The organism is Pseudomonas akapageensis, assembly GCF_011355085.1.
GTDB classification, from domain to species: Bacteria; Pseudomonadota; Gammaproteobacteria; order Pseudomonadales; family Pseudomonadaceae; genus Aquipseudomonas; species Aquipseudomonas akapageensis.
Map to the genome: position 1 here is coordinate 381562 of NZ_VXCP01000001.1, position 17200 is coordinate 398761.

General features: G+C 60.1%; 16 protein-coding genes. 5 read left to right on the forward strand and 11 right to left on the reverse strand.

All coding sequences use genetic code 11. The annotated features are described in order from the left end of the window. Window positions 1–7: 7 nt before the first annotated feature. Entirely contained in the window at window positions 8–1168 is a 1161-nt protein-coding gene (locus tag F2S13_RS01645; protein ID WP_166358360.1) for an AAA family ATPase, read from the forward strand. Window positions 1169–1437: 269 nt separating this feature from the next. Here the strand turns inward: F2S13_RS01645 and F2S13_RS01650 are convergent, their stop codons facing one another. The 4 genes from F2S13_RS01650 to F2S13_RS01665 form a co-directional block, all read right to left on the reverse strand. Then, window positions 1438–2223, reverse strand: a complete 786-nt coding sequence (locus tag F2S13_RS01650) for a MetQ/NlpA family ABC transporter substrate-binding protein (RefSeq protein WP_166358362.1) — start codon at window positions 2221–2223, stop codon at window positions 1438–1440. Window positions 2224–2367: 144 nt separating this feature from the next. Further along, window positions 2368–3315, reverse strand: coding sequence for a sigma 54-interacting transcriptional regulator (locus F2S13_RS01655; RefSeq protein WP_166358364.1), 948 nt, complete (start codon window positions 3313–3315; stop codon window positions 2368–2370). A gap of 68 nt (window positions 3316–3383) precedes the next feature. Continuing rightward, window positions 3384–3965, reverse strand: coding sequence for an alpha/beta hydrolase (locus F2S13_RS01660; protein ID WP_166358366.1), 582 nt, complete (start codon window positions 3963–3965; stop codon window positions 3384–3386). 275 nt (window positions 3966–4240) lie between these two features. After that, the gene (locus F2S13_RS01665; protein WP_246237675.1) at window positions 4241–5284 is read right to left on the reverse strand and encodes a fatty acid desaturase; all 1044 of its coding nucleotides are present in this window, start codon (window positions 5282–5284) and stop codon (window positions 4241–4243) included. 144 nt (window positions 5285–5428) lie between these two features. On the opposite strand from F2S13_RS01665, the gene F2S13_RS01670 reads away from it, so the two are divergent. Continuing rightward, window positions 5429–6433 carry an AraC family transcriptional regulator gene (locus tag F2S13_RS01670; protein ID WP_166358370.1) on the forward strand — a complete coding sequence of 335 codons (1005 nt, stop codon included), beginning with the start codon at window positions 5429–5431 and terminating at the stop codon, window positions 6431–6433. Between the two features lie 28 nt (window positions 6434–6461). Next, window positions 6462–6971, forward strand: a complete 510-nt coding sequence (locus tag F2S13_RS01675; RefSeq protein ID WP_166358372.1) for an Mpo1 family 2-hydroxy fatty acid dioxygenase — start codon at window positions 6462–6464, stop codon at window positions 6969–6971. A gap of 144 nt (window positions 6972–7115) precedes the next feature. On the opposite strand, the gene F2S13_RS01680 is transcribed toward F2S13_RS01675, so the two are convergent. The 6 genes from F2S13_RS01680 to dibA form a co-directional block, all read right to left on the reverse strand. Beyond that, entirely contained in the window at window positions 7116–8105 is a 990-nt protein-coding gene (locus F2S13_RS01680) for a sulfate/molybdate ABC transporter ATP-binding protein (RefSeq protein WP_166358374.1), read from the reverse strand. 3 nt (window positions 8106–8108) lie between these two features. After that, window positions 8109–8981, reverse strand: a complete 873-nt coding sequence (cysW, locus tag F2S13_RS01685) for a sulfate ABC transporter permease subunit CysW (protein WP_166358376.1) — start codon at window positions 8979–8981, stop codon at window positions 8109–8111. Window positions 8982–8995: 14 nt separating this feature from the next. After that, a complete protein-coding gene (cysT, locus tag F2S13_RS01690; RefSeq protein WP_166358378.1) occupies window positions 8996–9814 on the reverse strand; it encodes a sulfate ABC transporter permease subunit CysT in 819 nt (272 codons plus the stop codon). Between the two features lie 66 nt (window positions 9815–9880). Then, window positions 9881–10888 carry a sulfate ABC transporter substrate-binding protein gene (locus tag F2S13_RS01695; protein WP_166358380.1) on the reverse strand — a complete coding sequence of 336 codons (1008 nt, stop codon included), beginning with the start codon at window positions 10886–10888 and terminating at the stop codon, window positions 9881–9883. 120 nt (window positions 10889–11008) lie between these two features. Continuing rightward, the gene (gene oscA, locus F2S13_RS01700; protein WP_166358382.1) at window positions 11009–11191 is read right to left on the reverse strand and encodes a sulfur starvation response protein OscA; all 183 of its coding nucleotides are present in this window, start codon (window positions 11189–11191) and stop codon (window positions 11009–11011) included. Between the two features lie 262 nt (window positions 11192–11453). Continuing rightward, the gene (gene dibA / locus F2S13_RS01705; protein WP_166358384.1) at window positions 11454–13349 is read right to left on the reverse strand and encodes a phosphodiesterase DibA; all 1896 of its coding nucleotides are present in this window, start codon (window positions 13347–13349) and stop codon (window positions 11454–11456) included. Window positions 13350–13497: 148 nt separating this feature from the next. Here dibA and desA point away from each other — a divergent pair, with 148 nt between their 5' ends. After that, window positions 13498–14682, forward strand: a complete 1185-nt coding sequence (gene desA / locus F2S13_RS01710; RefSeq protein ID WP_166358386.1) for a delta-9 fatty acid desaturase DesA — start codon at window positions 13498–13500, stop codon at window positions 14680–14682. 75 nt (window positions 14683–14757) lie between these two features. Then, the gene (locus F2S13_RS01715; protein ID WP_166358388.1) at window positions 14758–15747 is read left to right on the forward strand and encodes a GGDEF domain-containing protein; all 990 of its coding nucleotides are present in this window, start codon (window positions 14758–14760) and stop codon (window positions 15745–15747) included. A 127-nt stretch (window positions 15748–15874) separates the two neighbouring features. Here the strand turns inward: F2S13_RS01715 and F2S13_RS01720 are convergent, their stop codons facing one another. Continuing rightward, on the reverse strand, window positions 15875–17083 hold the full coding sequence (locus tag F2S13_RS01720) for a response regulator (protein WP_166358390.1): 1209 nt from the start codon (window positions 17081–17083) through the stop codon (window positions 15875–15877). Window positions 17084–17200 lie beyond the last annotated feature (117 nt).

Genomic DNA, 17200 nt, shown 5'->3' on the forward strand with positions numbered 1-17200 from the left:
ACGCCACATGCTCACCAGCCTGGCAGTTGCCAATTACCGCTCCATCAACCACCTGGTCATGCCCCTGCAACGCCTGAACGTCATCACCGGCGCCAACGGCAGTGGCAAGTCCAACCTGTACAAGGCGCTGCGCCTGCTGGCCGAAACGGCCCAGGGCGGGGTGATCAATGCGCTGGCGCGTGAAGGCGGGCTGGAGTCGACCTTCTGGGCGGGGCCCGAGGCCATCAGCCGACGCATGAGCAAGGGTGAGGTGGAGATTCAGGGCGGGCCACGGCAAGGCGTCAAGCGTTTGCGCCTGGGTTTCAGTGGCGAGGATTTCAGTTACGCGATTGGACTCGGCTTGCCGGAACCGAGCCGCTCGATGTTTGCCCTGGACCCGGAGATCAAGAAGGAAAACATCTGGGCCGGCCCCGTGTACCGACCGGCCAGCCAACTGGTGGACCGGCAGGGGCCGATGATCCGTGCTCGCGAGGGACGCAACTGGGACGTGCTGGCGCAACACGTGCCCAGCTACGACAGTCTGTTCGATCAGGTCGGCAACCTGCGCTCTTCCCCTGAAGTCCTGCACCTGCGTGAACAAATTCGCGGCTGGCGCTTCTACGACCATTTCCGCACCGACAGCGACGCCCCGGCACGGCGCGCGCAACTCGGCACACGCACCCCCGTGTTGCACCATGACGGCCGCGACCTGGCGGCGGCGCTGCAGACCATTTTCGAGATCGGCGACCCGCAAGCCCTGCACGAGACCATCAGCGATGCTTTCCCAGGTGCGACGCTTGCAATCGACGCGGTACCGGGCGGGCAGTTTCGCGTGGAGTTTGCGCAGCAAGGGCTGTTAAGGCCGTTATCGGCCGCCGAGCTGTCGGACGGTACGTTGCGTTACCTGCTATTGGTCGCAGCCCTGCTGACGCCCCGGCCCCCGACCATGATGGTCCTGAACGAACCGGAAACCAGCCTGCACCCGGACCTGTTGCCGGCACTGGCCCGCCTGATCATTCGTGCATCGCAACATTCCCAGGTGTGGGTTGTGTCACATGCGCGCCGCTTGATTGCCGCGTTGGAAGCGGCGCCGGGCTGTAATTCGATTATGCTTGAGAAGCAACTGGGCCAGACGAGGATTGTCGGCCAGGGAATGCTGGATGAACCGGCCTGGCATTGGCCGGACTGATTCAACAGAGGAAATTGTTGCGCGAATCGGGATCTTTTCCGCGCAAACGCTATCGAAGCGTCGATAGCTCAACGCGTGACAATCACTTTCAAGGACGAAAACCATGAATGGCCAACAGTGCCCACCCACGCTCGACCCCCAGGATGCGCTCAAACTGCTCGAGGCATTGCGCCGCGCCTTGCAGTCGCATTCATGAACCTGCAGATGTAAAAACACCGACGCTGTAAAAGCCGTCGGCGTGGGAAACCTCATGACCGGTTGCAGTCGAATTAGAACGCCGGCAGTACCGCGCCATTGTATTTCTTCTCGATGAACGCCTTCACTTCCGGGCTGGTCAGTGCCTTGGCCAGCTTCTGGATCGCGGCACTGTCCTTGTTGTCAGGACGGGCGACCAGGAAGTTAACGTAAGGCGAGTCGCTGCCTTCGATGACCAGGGCATCCTTGGCCGGGTTCAGGCCTGCTTCAAGCGCGTAGTTGGTGTTGATCATGTCCAGGTCGACCTGATCCAGCACACGCGGCAGCATGGCCGATTCGAGTTCCTTGAACTTGAAGTTGTGCGGGTTCTTGGCGATGTCCTTTGGCGTGGCCAGCGCATTCTTCGGATCTTTCAGTTCGATCAGGCCGGCCTTCTGCAACAGGATCAACGCACGGCCGCTGTTGCTGCCTTCGTTAGGGATGGCAATGGTGGCGCCGTCCTTGAGTTCAGCCAGCGTCTTGACCTTCTTCGAGTAGCCGCCGAACGGTTCGACGTGAACGCCGATCACGGTTTCCAGGTGCGTGCCCTTACCTTCGTTGAAGCTCTTGAGGTACGGCAGGGTCTGGAAGTAGTTGGCATCCAGGCGCTTCTGATCGACCTGCACGTTTGGCTGTACGTAGTCGGTGAAGACCTTGATTTCCAGGTCCACGCCTTCCTTGGCCAGGGTTGGCTTGATCAGCTCGAGGATTTCCGCATGAGGGATCGGAGTGGCAGCGACCACCAGTTTTTCCCCGGCCTGGGTGAAACCGGCAACCGACAGGGCGGCCGCCAATGCAGTGAACAACAAAGCCTTTTTCATGCGCAGTCCTTATTCGAATATCACAGCCGTACAGCGACGGCTTGAAAGGGGGTGCCGAGCGTCGATTAGCGCTGGCGTGGAGCGGACGATACCGAGATTTTTTATACCGGAACAATATCTTTTAATTAGCTTCTTATTCCTTTTTTACAAATCCTGTTCCAGACGCTGCAGGCTTTGTTCCAGCAGCGACTTCAATACCGACAGCTCAGCCCGGTTCCCCTGCACCAACACCTGCTCCAACTGCTGCCCGATGTCGGTTACCGACGCTGCCGCGCGTGGCAGATTCAGGTGTTCGGGCAAGATCTCGTCACCGCTGCTGACCAGCAGGGCAAAATGAATAACGTTTTCCAGCTCACGGGTATTGCCCGGCCAACTGTGTTGTTCCAGCAACGCTTGTGCACTTTCGCTGATCAGCGGCACTGCCAGGTTGAGGCGTTGGCTGTAGATACCGACGAAGTACTCGGCCAACGGCAGGATGTCGCCGACCCGTTCACGCAAGGCCGGCAACAGCAGGTGGCCCTCGCGTAGATAGTGATATAGACGCTCATGGAACTTGCCGACCGCCACCGCCTGGGCCAGATCGATGCTCGAAGCCGCGACCAGGCGTACATCCACCGGGCTCGGCTGTTGCGCGCCCACGCGAGTGACTTCGTGGTTCTCCAGGGCGGCCAGCAACTTGATCTGAATCGGCAAGGGCAGGTCGCCGATTTCATCCAGGTACAGCGTCCCGCCATTGGCCGATCCGAACCAGCCGGCGCGGCTGCTGGCCGAGCCGCTGTAGGCGCCGGCGCTGTAGCCGAACAGCTCAGCGTCGGCATAGGTGGGGCTGATTGCACCGCAATTGACCGATACGAATAGCCCTGCGCGATCGCTGGCACGATGGATCTGCCTGGCCAGCAACTCCTTGCCGGTTCCGGTTTCCCCGCGGATAAGCACTGGCAGAGCGCTTGGCGCGAGCTGTTCGAGCTCTTCGCGCAACTGCCGCGAGCGCGGGTCGACGAAAACCAGAGCCTTGGCACGTATGCTCAAGGGGCTCTTGTCGGCTTCAGGGAAGGTCAGCAATGGCTGACCGGAGGTGTCTTGAAAACTCATGGCGAACTCCCGCCCAGGCGCTTATGGGCCTGGGCGTTTTCAGCAGAATCAATGGATGCGCGAGAAAATCAGGCGCGGCGTAAAGCGTGCTGTTCCAGCCGGTTCTGCAGGCGATACAGGTAGGCGAACCCCTGCTCCCAGCGCTGATGCCCGGACTTGACGTTGATGTGACCGGCGCCTGCAAGAATCCCTGCCTCGGCGCCCCATGCACGTGCCAGCTGCATCGCTCGAGGAGCGCTGACGGCAGCATCGTTGTCGGAGCTGACCACCTGGCACGGGAACGGCAACAGGTGTTGCGGGATCGGCGCAAAGTTGCGCAAGGCCGGAGCGCAGGTCGGGCGTTCGACATCGGCTGGCGCCACCAGCAAGGCACCACGCACCCGTCGCAACAAACTCACCGACGCCTGGCTGGCCCAATGCGCGACCGTGATGCAGCCCAGGCTGTGAGCGATCAGAATCACCGGCGTACTGTCGGCGGCAATCGCCTGTTCCAGTGCGCCAACCCAGTCCTGGCGCTTGGGTGTCAGCCAGTCGGCCTGCTCCACGCGGGCGCTGTTGGGCAGGCTGTTTTGCCAGTGAGTTTGCCAATGATCGTCTGGCGAACCTTGCCAGCCCGGCACAATCAGGTAACGGATCGACTCGTTGCGCATGGGGTGCGCCTCCTGCATCGTTTGCGTTCTTGGGCAAAGTATAGGGGTGGGTTATATATTCGTTAAGGAATAAGAAGCTATTTATTAATATCTTTATTGAATATTGATGCCGATTTGCGGCCGCATAACGGACAAAAAAAGACCGCCCCCCTGCCAGAGAGACGGCCCCCAAATAGCTGCTAATTCATTCAGCGTGCCGCGAATCATCAACGACAAACGCTTATCTCTCAAAGTAATTTTTAACGCTGAAATCAGATCAAAATAGAATATTAAAATCACACCTGCATGGCTTTCGCCGTGCCAGGAACCGTCCGCGAACGACGCGTGAAACGGTTGGCACGGGTGAAGGTGCCGAAATCGTTGAAACGCACTTCCATCTCGGCCATCACCTTGTGCGCCACCGGCGCGGTCATCTGGCGGATATAGAAGGGTTCCTTGACCACGAAATGATGGATGCCGTGGGTGCTGCCGAAGTTGAAGCAGAATGCCTGCAGCGGCCACAGCCACCAGGCGTTGAGCACCTGAGTCTGCTGGATGACGTTGCCCGGCTCGTTATCGCCGTAGTAGTGCATGTTCGAACTGATGAAGTGCAGGCAGAACGTACGCAGCACATTCGGCCCGATGATCACGACCGCGGCGATGTCGAGCACCTGCATCGTTGCCAGGGTATTGGCCGACCAATCGATGGACGCGCCCATCAGGCTGGCGATGCCGTTGGCTGCGTGAAAGCCAAGGAACACATACCAGGCAGCCCAGTGCATCAGACCCAGTGGGGCATAGCCCTTCACGGTGCGCTTGAGGATGCTGACTTTCATTTCCCAGGTTTTGGCCCGCAGCAGCCTGACCAGCGACGACATCATGTTGTCGCCAACCATCAACAACCGCGCGAAACCCCAGGGCTCGCCATTGGTGATGGCGCGCTCTTCGATATCGGTCTCGCTGCCGGAAACCTTGTGGTGGTTGAGGTGCAGATTGCGGCGAATCCACGGGCTGATGGTACTCGGCCGCGCCAGCCACACCAGTCCCATCATCAGGTTGTGCGGCACCCGCTGCTTGCGGAAATACATGCTGTGGATAAGGTCGTGTTCCAGCTCATGGGTCAACGAGGCGAAGAACGCATTGAGCAGCAAGCACGCCCACCAGGCCATGTGCCCGCCGACATACAACGCCGCCGAGCCGATCATCCCGGCCAGGGCGAACGCCAGAATGCCGGCCCCCAACGCATCCTGATGCTTGAGCAGCGGGTAGCGCTGACGCAGTTCATCGCCACGGGCCATCACCACTTCGCGAATATGTGCCGATCGCTGTTGTGAATTCATGTTTTCGCCGCTTGTCGATCGATGTTTTGCAGAAGAATGTTGCATGCTTCCATCCTCTTGTTGTGAGGATCAAACTGTGTGCTAGAACGAAAAGACAGGCTTTAGCCTTGAACGCCAACCTGTTGACCGGAAACGCCAATCAGCATGCCTGAACCGACTTCCCTCGCCAGCTGGACCCGCGCCCTGCGCAAGCAGCTCGATGCACTCGGGCTGGACAGCGCTGAACTCTGCCGTCAGGCCGGGCTCGACCCCCAGTGGATGGACGATCCCAACGCCCGTTATCCGCTGAAGGCCACCACGCGCCTGTGGGAACTGGCGGTCGAAGCCAGCGGCGATCCCGCCATTGGCCTGCGGGTGTCGCGCTTCGTCAGCCCAACCACCTTCCATGCCCTGGGCTATGCGTTGGTTGCCAGCGGCAGCCTGCGCGAAGTGTTCGAGCGGATTGTGCGTTATCACCAGGTGGTCAGCGATGCCCTGACCCTGCAATTGAGCCGCGAGCACGGTCGTTATCTGTTTCGTCTGCAATTGCCCGAAGGCAGCGTCCCACCCGCCCCTGAAGCCATCGATGCGTTCATCGCCATCTATGTGCGTACCTGTCGCAACCGACTGGGTCGCGACTACGCGCCGCTGGCCGTCGCTTTGACACGCCCGGAACCGCCAGACCCGACACCTTGGCACTCGGTGCTGCGTGCACCGATCCAATTCGGCGCCGAGGAGAATCGCCTGGAGTTTTCCTGCGCGGATTTCGATTGCCACCTGGATGACGCCAACCCGGAACTGGCCGAACACAACGAGAAGGTGCTCAACCGCACCCTTGAGGTCCTGCAGCCGCTGACCTGGGAGCGGCGGGTGCGTCAGACCATCGAGGTACAGTTGCCTGAAGGCGTGCCCTCGGCCGACAAAATCGCTCAAGCCCTGCACTTGAGCCTGCGCAGCCTGCAGCGCCATCTGGCCGATGAAGGCTGTCGCTATGACAGCCTGCTCGACGAATGCCGGCAAAACCTGGCATTGCAGCATCTGCGCGACGCCAGCAGCTCATTGAGCGAGATCAGTTACCTGCTCGGATTTGCCGATACCAGCAGCTTCAATCGGGCTTTCAAGCGCTGGACCGGCCTGTCGCCGGGACAGTACCGCGACAGCCTGGTCTGACCTTTGCCAATGACCGTGAGGAACAACAATGAAAAGCCTGGTCGAGCACCTGAGCCGATACGCGGCCTACCACCGCGACCCACGCAATATCGCCACCCACTTCATCGGCGTGCCGATGATCGTGGTCGCCGTCACGGTATTGCTGTCGCGTCCAGGCCTGTCTGTATTGGGTGGCGCCTGGGTGTCGCCTGCGGCGTTTGCGGCAATGGCGGCGGCCTGGTTCTACCTGCGGCTGGATGAACGCTACGGTGTGTTGATGTCGATTTTTCTGGGCCTGTGCCTGTGGGTCGGTCAGGTCCTTGCCGAACAGGACACGCTGGTCTGGCTGGGTGCCGGACTGGGGTTGTTCGTGGTTGGCTGGGCCATCCAGTTTGTCGGGCATTACTACGAGGGGCGCAAGCCGGCCTTTGTCGATGACGTTACCGGGTTGATTGTCGGGCCGTTGTTCGTGGTGGCGGAGCTGGGGTTTTTGATGGGGATGCGGTTGGAGTTGAAGCGGGAAATCGAGGCCAATGCAGGGCCGGTGGGGTTGCGGTGAAGCGCGACCGCTATGCGGTCGATTCTGTAGCCGCTGCCGCAGGCTGCGCTGAGGTCCGCAGGACCTCTCGGCGGATTTGAGATCCTGCGCCCGCGGTGCGGACGAGCGCAGCCTGCGGCAGCGGCTACAGGGACCGCAGCGTCCTTAAATATTCGCCACCTGCTGCCAAACCTTCGGCTTGAAGAACAAGGTCTCCCCCCGCGCCAACCCGATCAGGCTGTCATGATCCTTCACCACTTCCGCCTCGATCAGCTCGCTCTGCCCTTCGACCTTCAAGGTCACCCGCGTGGTCGCGCCCAATGGGCGGATATCACGCACCTCAGCAGCATGGTGATCCTCCAGCTCATGGCGTGATAGTGACACCTCGTGCGGGCGGAACAGTACATGCCGGTCTTCGCCCAGATGCAGACGGTTGGAGTCGCCGAGGAAGTGATAGACAAAATCACTGGCCGGGTTCTCGTACACCTCGCCCGGCGAACCGATCTGTTCGATCACGCCCTTGTTCATCACCACGATGCGGTCGGCAACCTCCATGGCCTCTTCCTGGTCATGGGTCACGAACACCGAAGTCAGGTTGATGTCCTCGTGCAGCCGCGCCAGCCAGCGCCGCAGCTCCTTGCGGACCTTGGCGTCGAGGGCGCCGAAGGGTTCGTCGAGCAGCAGCACCTTGGGCTCCACCGCAAGGGCACGGGCCAGGGCGATACGCTGGCGCTGACCACCGGACAGCTGCTCCGGGTAGCGGTCCGAGAGCCAGTCGAGCTGGACCATGTTCAACAGTTCATGCACTTTTTCGGCGATTCTGCTTTCGCTCGGACGCTCGCCCTTGGGCTTCATGCGCAGGCCGAAGGCGACGTTGTCGAACACGCTCATGTGGCGGAACAGGGCATAGTGCTGGAACACGAAGCCGACGTTGCGATCACGCACATCGTGCCCGGAAACGTCTTCGCCGTGGAACACGATACTGCCCTGATCGGGGGTTTCCAGGCCGGCGATGATCCGCAGCAGGGTGGTCTTGCCGCAGCCCGACGGGCCAAGCAGCGCCACCAGCTCACCACTCTGGATATCCAGGTTGATGCTGTTCAGCGCCTTGAAAGCGTGGAAGTTCTTGCTGACATTACGGACTTCGATCGACATGACTTATTCCTCCGCGGCGCTGGCGCGCAGGCGGTTAATACGGGATTCGCTCCACTGCTTGAGCAGCAGGATGAAGAGCGCCAGGATCAGCAACAGGCTCGCAACGGCGAACGCGGCAACGTGGTTGTATTCGTTGTAGAGGATCTCGACGTGCAGCGGCAAGGTGTTGGTCACCCCGCGAATGTGCCCCGAGACCACCGAGACCGCACCGAATTCGCCCATCGCCCGCGCCGTGCAGAGCACCACGCCGTAGATCAGGCCCCATTTGATATTGGGCACCGTGACGTGCCAGAACATCTGCCAGCCATTGGCACCAAGCAGGCGCGCGGCTTCCTCTTCCTGGGTGCCTTGCTCCTGCATCAACGGAATCAACTCACGGGCCACGAAGGGCACGGTGACGAAGATGGTCGCCAGGACGATGCCCGGCAAGGCGAAAACGATCTGAATGTCATGATCCTGCAACCACGGCCCGAACAGGCCCTGGGCGCCGAACATCAACACGTAGACCAGACCTGCGATCACTGGCGAAACCGAGAACGGCAGGTCGATCAGGGTCACCAGGATACTTTTGCCCCGGAACGAGTACTTGCTCACGCACCAGGCGGCGCTGACGCCGAACACCAGGTTCAACGGCACCGAAATCAACACGGCGATCACCGTCAGCTTCAGGGCCGACAAGGCATCGGGCTCGAAAATCGCGGTGAAAAAGGCGCCCAGGCCCATCTTGAGGCCCTGGGACACCACGATAAACAACGGCAACAACAGAAACAGCGCAAAAATCAGCCAGCCGAGGCCGATCAGGATCCGCCGGGAAACGGCGCTGCCACGGCGGGCGGCATTGGCCGATGCGGCGGCAGTGAGCGTAGGTGCAGACATGTCCGGTGCCTCCTTCAAGGGGTTTCAATGCGCCGCTGCAACAAGTTGATCAGCAGCAACAGGATGAAGGAAACGACCAGCATCAGCACGCCAATGGCCGTGGCGCCCGTGTAGTCGTATTGATCGAGCTTGACCATGATCAGCAGCGGCAGGATCTCGGTTTTCATGGGCATGTTGCCGGCGATGAAAATCACCGAACCGTACTCACCCACGCCACGGGCAAAGGCCAGGGCGAAACCGGTCAGCCAGGCGGGCAGCAGTGCCGGCGCGAGGATGTAGCGGAACACCTGCAACGGCTTGGCACCCAGGCATGCCGCAGCTTCTTCGACCTCACGCGGGATGTCGGCCAGTACCGGCTGTACCGTGCGCACCACAAACGGCATGGTGACGAAGGTCAGGGCCAGGGTGATCCCCAGCGGGGTATAGGCGATCTTGAAACCCAGGTCGGTGGCGAACTGCCCAACCAGCCCTGTCGGCGCATACAACGCCGTCAGGGCGATACCGGCAACGGCAGTCGGCAAGGCGAACGGCAGATCGATCATCGCGTCGATCACCTTGCGTCCGGGGAAGGTGTAGCGCACCAGCACCCAGGCCAGCAACGTACCGATCACCCCATTGATAATGGCCGCGTACAGGGCGGTACCGAAGCTCAGCTTCAGCGCCGCCAGCACGCGCGGTGCGGATACGATTGCCCAGAATTGCTCCCAGGTGAGTTGAGCGGCATGCACGAACATCGCCGCCAGGGGTATGAGCACAATCAGGCTGAGGTACACCAAGGTGTAGCCCAGTGTCAGCCCGAAGCCGGGTATGACGGGGGAGATACGACGCGACATAAGAGTCCTTGGTTAACGCACGAAAGCCCGGAAACGAATTCCGGGCTCTTGGCTGGCTAATACAGATTATTGCGCCTTGTAGATCTGGTCGAAAACGCCACCGTCATTGAAAAATTTCGGTTGGGCAGTTTTCCAGCCACCAAAGTCCTTGTCGATAGTGACCAGTTTCAAATCCGGAAACTGTTTGGCGTACTTGGCGGCCACCTCTTTGTCACGCGGCCGATAGAAGTTCTTGGCTGCGATTTCCTGGCCAGCCGGGCTGTACAGGTGCTTGAGGTAAGCTTCAGCGATATCCTTGGTGCCCTTTTTCTCGGCGTTCTTGTCGACCACCGCCACCGGGGGTTCGGCCAGGATCGAGATCGAAGGCGCGACGATTTCGAACTGGTCGCCACCCTGCTCCTTGAGGGCCAGGAAGGCTTCGTTTTCCCAGGCCAGCAGCACGTCACCAATGTTGTTGTTCACAAAGGTGATGGTCGAGCCACGGGCGCCGGTGTCCAGTACCGGTACATGCTTGAACAGGCTCTGCACGTATTCCTTGGCCTTGGCTTCGTCACCGCCGTTGGCTTTCAGGCCGTAGGCCCAGGCTGCCAGGAAGTTCCAGCGAGCGCCGCCACTGGTTTTAGGGTTCGGCGTGATCACTTCGACGCCATTCTTGGTCAGGTCGCCCCAATCCTTGATGCCCTTGGGGTTGCCCTTGCGCACCAGGAATACGATGGTCGACGTGTAAGGGGTGCTGGCATCCGGCAGGCGAGTCTGCCAGTTTTCCGGAATGCTCTTGCCCAGCTTGCTGACTTCATCGATGTCACCGGCCAGAGCCAGGGTCACCACATCGGCACGCAGCCCGTCGATTACGGCCCGCGCCTGCTTGCCCGAACCACCATGGGATTGCTGGATCTTGAGGTTGTCTTCGGGGTGCGCCTTCTTCCAGAAGTCGGTGAACTCGGCGTTGTATTCCTGATACAGCTCACGGGTCGGATCGTAGGAGACATTGAGCAGCTCAATGTCCTTGGCAACAGCGGAACCGGCAAATACAGCGCTGGCAAGAGCAGCCAGGGCATAACGGCGGATGGTCATGGTGAAGCTCCTGAAAGTGGCGTTTTTCTAATAATGTTTATTGGCAGTTTCTGTGGCGCTTCAGGTCCGCATTCGTTCCTGAACGCTGTATTGGCTGGCTGCGTTCATGGGTCGCTCGATTCAGCTGGGTTTGTTGTTCGGCGCCTGTAGTCGGAATTTTTCCTTGCGCTCGATCTGCACCACCTGAGCGTTGTGGACGGTGATTTCCACGGCTCCAAAACGCAGGTCGCGCAAGGCGGCCTGGATCTCGCGCAAAATGGTCGATTCGTCCTGACCGTCAACGCTTCGCAGTGATGCGCTCATGCTCGTGCTCCTGATATGAGAGGTGCCGTGCAGTGGCGTTGTCTGGCGACTGCTCCTGGCTTGAGAGCAATAGTAGATAGGCCGATATATTCTTAAAAATACTATTTAAGAATTTTAATATAACCAAAATATAGTTATCTTGAGCTCGTTCCCACGCTCTGCGTGGGAATGCAGTGTCAGCCGCTCTGCGGCGTGACGCGGAGCGTCCGGAGAGGCATTCCCACGCAGAGCGTGGGAACGAGGTGACGAGGTGTACGAGGTGTTAGATCCAGATGATCTGTTCGGCCGGTACTGGCCTTCCGAACCAATACCCCTGCCCCAAGTCGCACTGTTGCTCGAGCAGGAATAGCGACTGCGCGGCGTCCTCGATGCCTTCAGCTTGCACCAGCATGCCCATGCTGCGTGCCAGGGCAATGATCACCCGAACGATGGCGGCGTCATCTTCATCGGCGGGCAGGTCGGCGACAAAACCCTGGTCGATCTTGAGTTTCTGCACCGGCAGGCGCTTGAGCCGCAACAGCGATGAATAACCGGTGCCAAAGTCATCGATGGCCAAGCGCAGGCCCAATTCGCGAAGTCGGTGCATTTGCTCCAATGCGGCTTCAGGATCGTCCATGACCGCACTTTCGGTCACTTCAATTTCGAGGAGCGACGGGTCCAGGCCGGTTTCGCGCAACACTTGGGCCACTTGTCGAAACAAATCCTGGCGACCGAACAATCGACTCGAAACATTCACAGCGACAAATTCCAGCGCTCGCCCCTGCGCTTGCCACTGGACCATGTGCTCGCAGGCCTGGCGCATCACCCAGGCATCGATCTCACTGATCAACCCCGTCCGCTCGGCAACCGGAATGAATTCGCCAGGTGGCACCAGACCGCGCTGGGGGTGCTGCCAGCGCACCAAGGCCTCGACGCCGATCAAGCGCTGGCTGAGCAAGTCATGCACCGGCTGATAGTGAACACGCAGCTCCTGCTGCTCCAGAGCCCGGCGCAGTTCATTGGCAGTTTCCACTCGCTGCTGGGCGCAGGCAGTCAATTCCTCGGTGTACAAGGCATAGCCGGCACGACCACTGCTCTTGGCCTTGAACAATGCCGAATCGGCATTGCGCAACAGTTGCTCGGCATCCGAGGCATCGAGGGGGAACAAACTGATGCCGATACTGGCACTGACGAACAACTGATGGCTGTCGAGCACAAAGGGCTCCCTGAGCCCATCGATGATGGCTTGCGCCAGCGTGACGGCCTCCTCGACCTGCTCGCAATGCTCGGCCAGCATGGCAAATTCGTCGCCGCCGAGGCGGGCCAGCGTAATCCCACTTTCAAACACCGCCTTCAAGCGCTCGGCAACGGCCTTGAGCAATTGATCGCCCGTGGAGTGGCCGAGGCTGTCGTTGATGCTCTGGAAGTGATCGAGATCGAGCATCAGCAAGGCGCAACCGCGCTTGTTCGCGAAAGCCTGGGTCAGCGCTTGTGCGGTCCGGTCGTTGAACAGCAAGCGGTTGGGCAATTCTGTGAGCGGATCGTGATGGGCCAGATAAGCCAGCTCCCGCTCGGAATGCTTGATCGCACTGATATCGCTGAACACCGCCACATAGTGGCTGAGCTGGCCTTGATCGTCATGGATGGTGCAGAGGGTCTGCCACTGCGGGTAGATTTCACCACTCTTGCGCCGGTTCCAGATCTCGCCGCTCCACTCGCCCCTGGCTGCCAGGGTCGCGAACATGTGCTGGTAGAACTCGAGGCCATGGCGACCGGACTTGAACATGTTGGGGCGTTGGCCAAGGACCTCGTCATGCCGGTAACCGGTGATATTCATGAAAGCCCGGTTGACGTGCACGATCAGGCCCTGATGGTCGGTCACCAGCACCCCTTCCAGGGTGCTTTCGTACACCGCGGCAGCCATGCGCAAGCGCTCCCGATCCACTTGCTGTATCCGTGCGCCCGCACCGATCTTGCGATACAACCGCGAACGGGTAAAAAACATGAGCCCGGCGCTGAAAAAAACCCATAGGTAAACGTTGAGCTGCCACCCACGCAGCGACGCCAACGATTCATCGAAAAGGTTGTTCAATATTTGATCAGACAGCAGCACCCAGAGGAGTGAAGCCAGAAGGTAGAGCGCAGCCGTGCGCAGTGCATCTCGAGAAAAAACTGACATAACGTCCTGAATGTCCACACATAAAGTTGGGGGAATGATAAAGCAGAAACATCCCGCCACTCTTATCTAAAAGGGCGACTGGTTTTATTTAGTGGCTAAGTGATAATGCCTGCTGCTGTTTTTTATTCATCCGAGGTCCATACAACCTATGTGGTACAACGGTTTTCTCGACTTGTCGGCCTGGCAACTGGTGGCAGTCACCCTGTTGATGACCCACGTGACCATCGTCAGTGTCACGGTTTATCTGCATCGCTATTCCGCTCACCGCTCGCTGGAACTCAATGCCGGGCTCAAGCACTTCTTCCGTTTCTGGCTGTGGCTGACCACGGCGCAGAACACCCGCGAGTGGACCGCCATCCACCGCAAGCACCACGCCAAGTGCGAAACCGTCGATGACCCGCACAGCCCCGTGATCAAGGGCCTGTCCACGGTCTTGCGCAAGGGCGCCGAGCTTTATCGCGCCGAGGCCGAGAACCCGGAAACCCTGCGTATCTACGGCAAGAACTGCCCCGAGGACTGGATCGAGCGCAACCTCTACTCGCGCTACCCGCTTGCTGGCGTGGCGTTGATGGGCATCATCGACCTGGCGTTGTTCGGCACCATCGGTATCACCATCTGGGCCATCCAGATGATGTGGATCCCCTTCTGGGCCGCCGGCGTTATCAACGGTCTGGGCCATGCCGTGGGCTATCGCAACTTCGAATGCCGCGACGCCGCGACCAACCTGGTGCCCTGGGGCATCCTGATCGGCGGCGAAGAGCTGCATAACAATCACCACACCTACCCGAACTCCGCCAAGCTGTCGGTGCGCAAGTGGGAGTTCGACATGGGCTGGGCCTGGATCAAGCTGTTCAGCGCCCTGCGCCTGGCCAAGGTCCAGCGCGTCGCGCCGATCGCCCACCGGGTCGAAGGCAAGGGTCATCTGGACATGGACACCGCCATGGCCATCCTCAACAACCGCTTCCAGATCATGGCCCAGTACCGCAAGCTCGTGATTGCTCCACTGGTGCAGCAGGAGCTGGCCAAGGTCGATCATTCGGTTCGCCACCAGTTCCGCCGCGCCAAGCGCTTGCTGTCGCGTGAAACCAGCCTGCTGGAAGAGCGCCATCATGCGCGCATCCAGTCCATGCTCGAGCACAGCCAGGCACTGAAAGTGATTTACGAAAAGCGCCTGGCCCTGCAGCAGATCTGGGCTCGCACCAGCTCCAACGGCCACGACATGCTGGCCGCTATCAAGGACTGGGTGCATGAAGCCGAAGCCAGCGGCATTCAATCGCTGCGCGACTTCGCCGCACAGCTGAAAACCTACTCGCTGCGTCCGGCTCTGGGCTGACACCGCTAATTCGCGCGCCCTCCCCACGGGCGCGCGTCTTGCGGAACTTCAAGACAAGTTTGGCCTCTCACGACTATGGCCGACGAAACCTCACCACCACTCCCTTTCAATCAGCTGCCCGACACCGCGCAAACGCTGATGGCGTTGATGCATGCCCAGGGTGAAGTGGCTCGGCTGAGTGCGCGTGAGCAACTGATCAGTTCCCTGCTGGTCAGCGTCAATGCCGTGTTGTGGGCATTCGATTGGGAAAGCCAGCAGATGATCTACGTCAGCCCCGCCTACGAACGGATATTCGGGCGCTCGGCAGGCCTGCTGCTGGCCGACTACAACGAATGGCGCGACAGCATTTACCCTGACGATCTGGACTATGCCGAGCGCAGCCTGGCCGACGTATTGATCAAGGGTGCCGTAGAAGATCGCGAATACCGCATCATCGGCGCCGACGGGCAAATCCGCTGGCTGAGTGACAAGTGCTTCATCAATCAACAGGCAGCCCCCGGGCAACGCTTGATCGTGGTCGGCATTGCCGAAGACATCACCGACAAGAAACGAGCCGAAGGTGAGCTGCAACGCCTGGCGACCACCGACGTCCTGACCCAAAGCAGCAATCGTCGTCATTTCTTCGATTGCGCCCACCGCGAATTTGCCCTGGCCCGCGAGCAAGGAACCCCGCTTTCGTTTTTGCTGCTGGACATCGATGACTTCAAGCTCATCAACGACACCTACGGTCATCAGGAAGGCGATCAGGTATTGCAACGTATCGCCGAAACCGGCAAGGCTGTGCTGCGCCGTGGCGACGTGTTCGGGCGTATCGGTGGCGAGGAGTTCGCGGCGGTCTTCCCTGGCTGCGAACCACAGATGGCCAGGCAAATCGCCGAACGCCTGCAGCGAGAAATCCAGCGTCTTGTCTTTGAACGCGACGGTCACACCTATGGCGTCACCGTGAGCCAGGGCCTGACTGGCCTGACCGGGCAGGACGAGGTACTCGACAGCCTGTTTTCACGCGCCGACAAGGCCATGTACCAGGCCAAGCGGCTGGGCAAGAATCAGATTGTGTTGGCATAAAGGCAGCCACTGTACGTTGTAGCCGCTGCCGAAGGCTGCGCTGAGGCCCGTAGGGGCTCCCGGATTTTACGACCGCTTCGCGCTCGAGCGCAGCCTGCGGCAGCGGCTACAGGTATTGCATCGACTGTTAGCCCCGCCGCAACCGGTTCAACTCCGGCAAACTGATCTGCAACAACCGCGCAGCCTTGCCATTGGCAATCGCCTCAAGCCCCTCGTTGGCCGGCAACCGAGCCATCTGGGCTGCCAGATTCATCACCAGCGCGTCCCGTGAATACACCCCGCCACCGAGCTGATAAACCGCCGCAATCAACTCACGCAGCTCCAGAGGCAGGCGCCAGCGTGTTCTGAGCGCCGAACCGAAGGCCGCGCCGAAGGTTTCCAGCGAATCGGCAATTGCCGCTTCGTCCAGGGCACCACCTGCCAGTTTCCACTCCTGCAGGCACCGCAGCAGTGCCAGATCGCCGAGGCAATGCAGCAGCCCAGCGCAGTAACAGCGCTCCTGGTCGAGCTCCAGTACCCTGGCCAGGGTGCGGCCATATTCGGCGGTATGCAGGGACAGCTCCCAAAAACGCTCGGCATGTTCAGCCAGCAGCGGCTCGCTGAGCCGGGCACTGCGCTTGAGGGACAGGCCCAGGATCAGGTTCATGCTCTGAGTCGAGCCCAGCGTGTGCAACGCCTGCAACAACGTCTGTACCGCACCGTCGCGATGGTTCGCAGCGCTGTTGGCAGCCGCGATCAACACCGCCGTGATTTGCGGGTCGGTGCGGACTTCTTCCTCCAGCACCTTCAAGTTCAGGCCATGGGGGTTGAGGCTGCGCTTGACGGCCACCTGCACATCGGCCAATAGCGGCCCGCCATCAGATGTCGCTCTACGCGACTCCAGAAAACTCGCAAGGCTCATGTTCGGTTTCAACGCCGGGGTTTCGCAGGAAATCTCCTGGCCAGCTGTCAGCAACAGATCGTGCAAGCGTTCCTTGAGTGCGTCGATATTCAAGGGCTTGGTCAGGTAGGCGGTCGGTGCCAGCGGCAAGGCTTCGCGAACGCTGGCGATGTCGTTGCGGCTGCTCAGCAAAATGAACGGCACGACAGGGGTGCGTCGCTGATGGCGCACCGTACGCAGCAGTTCGAGACCGTCGATGCCGGGCAATTCACGATCGACAATTATCAGGTCAGGCCGTGTCTTGATCGCCTGCAACGCCTCCTGTCCATCACTGCAGACACTCAAGCGCGCGTCGCAGCGCACACTGAGTAATACCTGCGACAGGAGCTCACGCACCCATGGGTCAGCTTCCGCGATCAGAACATGCGGTACGGCAGATGAATCCACAGCAGTCATTTCAGGGCTCTCCAAGGCAATGCGCTGCACCTTCCCAAGGTGCCCGGCCTGCTTACATTAGCGTCAGGCGCTCTATCAGGGGCAAAAAAAAACCCGCCGGAGCGGGTTTTTTTCGAT

What these genes read in the sequence shown, in the direction of transcription:
- F2S13_RS01645 (WP_166358360.1), top strand. Translation starts at nt 8, where the DNA reads ATGCTCACCAGCCTGGCAGTTGCCAATTACCGCTCCATCAACCACCTG.
- F2S13_RS01650 (WP_166358362.1), bottom strand. Translation starts at nt 2,223, where the DNA reads ATGAAAAAGGCTTTGTTGTTCACTGCATTGGCGGCCGCCCTGTCGGTT.
- F2S13_RS01655 (WP_166358364.1), bottom strand. Translation starts at nt 3,315, where the DNA reads ATGAGTTTTCAAGACACCTCCGGTCAGCCATTGCTGACCTTCCCTGAA.
- F2S13_RS01660 (WP_166358366.1), bottom strand. Translation starts at nt 3,965, where the DNA reads ATGCGCAACGAGTCGATCCGTTACCTGATTGTGCCGGGCTGGCAAGGT.
- F2S13_RS01665 (WP_246237675.1), bottom strand. Translation starts at nt 5,284, where the DNA reads ATGAATTCACAACAGCGATCGGCACATATTCGCGAAGTGGTGATGGCC.
- F2S13_RS01670 (WP_166358370.1), top strand. Translation starts at nt 5,429, where the DNA reads ATGCCTGAACCGACTTCCCTCGCCAGCTGGACCCGCGCCCTGCGCAAG.
- F2S13_RS01675 (WP_166358372.1), top strand. Translation starts at nt 6,462, where the DNA reads ATGAAAAGCCTGGTCGAGCACCTGAGCCGATACGCGGCCTACCACCGC.
- F2S13_RS01680 (WP_166358374.1), bottom strand. Translation starts at nt 8,105, where the DNA reads ATGTCGATCGAAGTCCGTAATGTCAGCAAGAACTTCCACGCTTTCAAG.
- cysW (WP_166358376.1), bottom strand. Translation starts at nt 8,981, where the DNA reads ATGTCTGCACCTACGCTCACTGCCGCCGCATCGGCCAATGCCGCCCGC.
- cysT (WP_166358378.1), bottom strand. Translation starts at nt 9,814, where the DNA reads ATGTCGCGTCGTATCTCCCCCGTCATACCCGGCTTCGGGCTGACACTG.
- F2S13_RS01695 (WP_166358380.1), bottom strand. Translation starts at nt 10,888, where the DNA reads ATGACCATCCGCCGTTATGCCCTGGCTGCTCTTGCCAGCGCTGTATTT.
- oscA (WP_166358382.1), bottom strand. Translation starts at nt 11,191, where the DNA reads ATGAGCGCATCACTGCGAAGCGTTGACGGTCAGGACGAATCGACCATT.
- dibA (WP_166358384.1), bottom strand. Translation starts at nt 13,349, where the DNA reads ATGTCAGTTTTTTCTCGAGATGCACTGCGCACGGCTGCGCTCTACCTT.
- desA (WP_166358386.1), top strand. Translation starts at nt 13,498, where the DNA reads ATGTGGTACAACGGTTTTCTCGACTTGTCGGCCTGGCAACTGGTGGCA.
- F2S13_RS01715 (WP_166358388.1), top strand. Translation starts at nt 14,758, where the DNA reads ATGGCCGACGAAACCTCACCACCACTCCCTTTCAATCAGCTGCCCGAC.
- F2S13_RS01720 (WP_166358390.1), bottom strand. Translation starts at nt 17,083, where the DNA reads ATGACTGCTGTGGATTCATCTGCCGTACCGCATGTTCTGATCGCGGAA.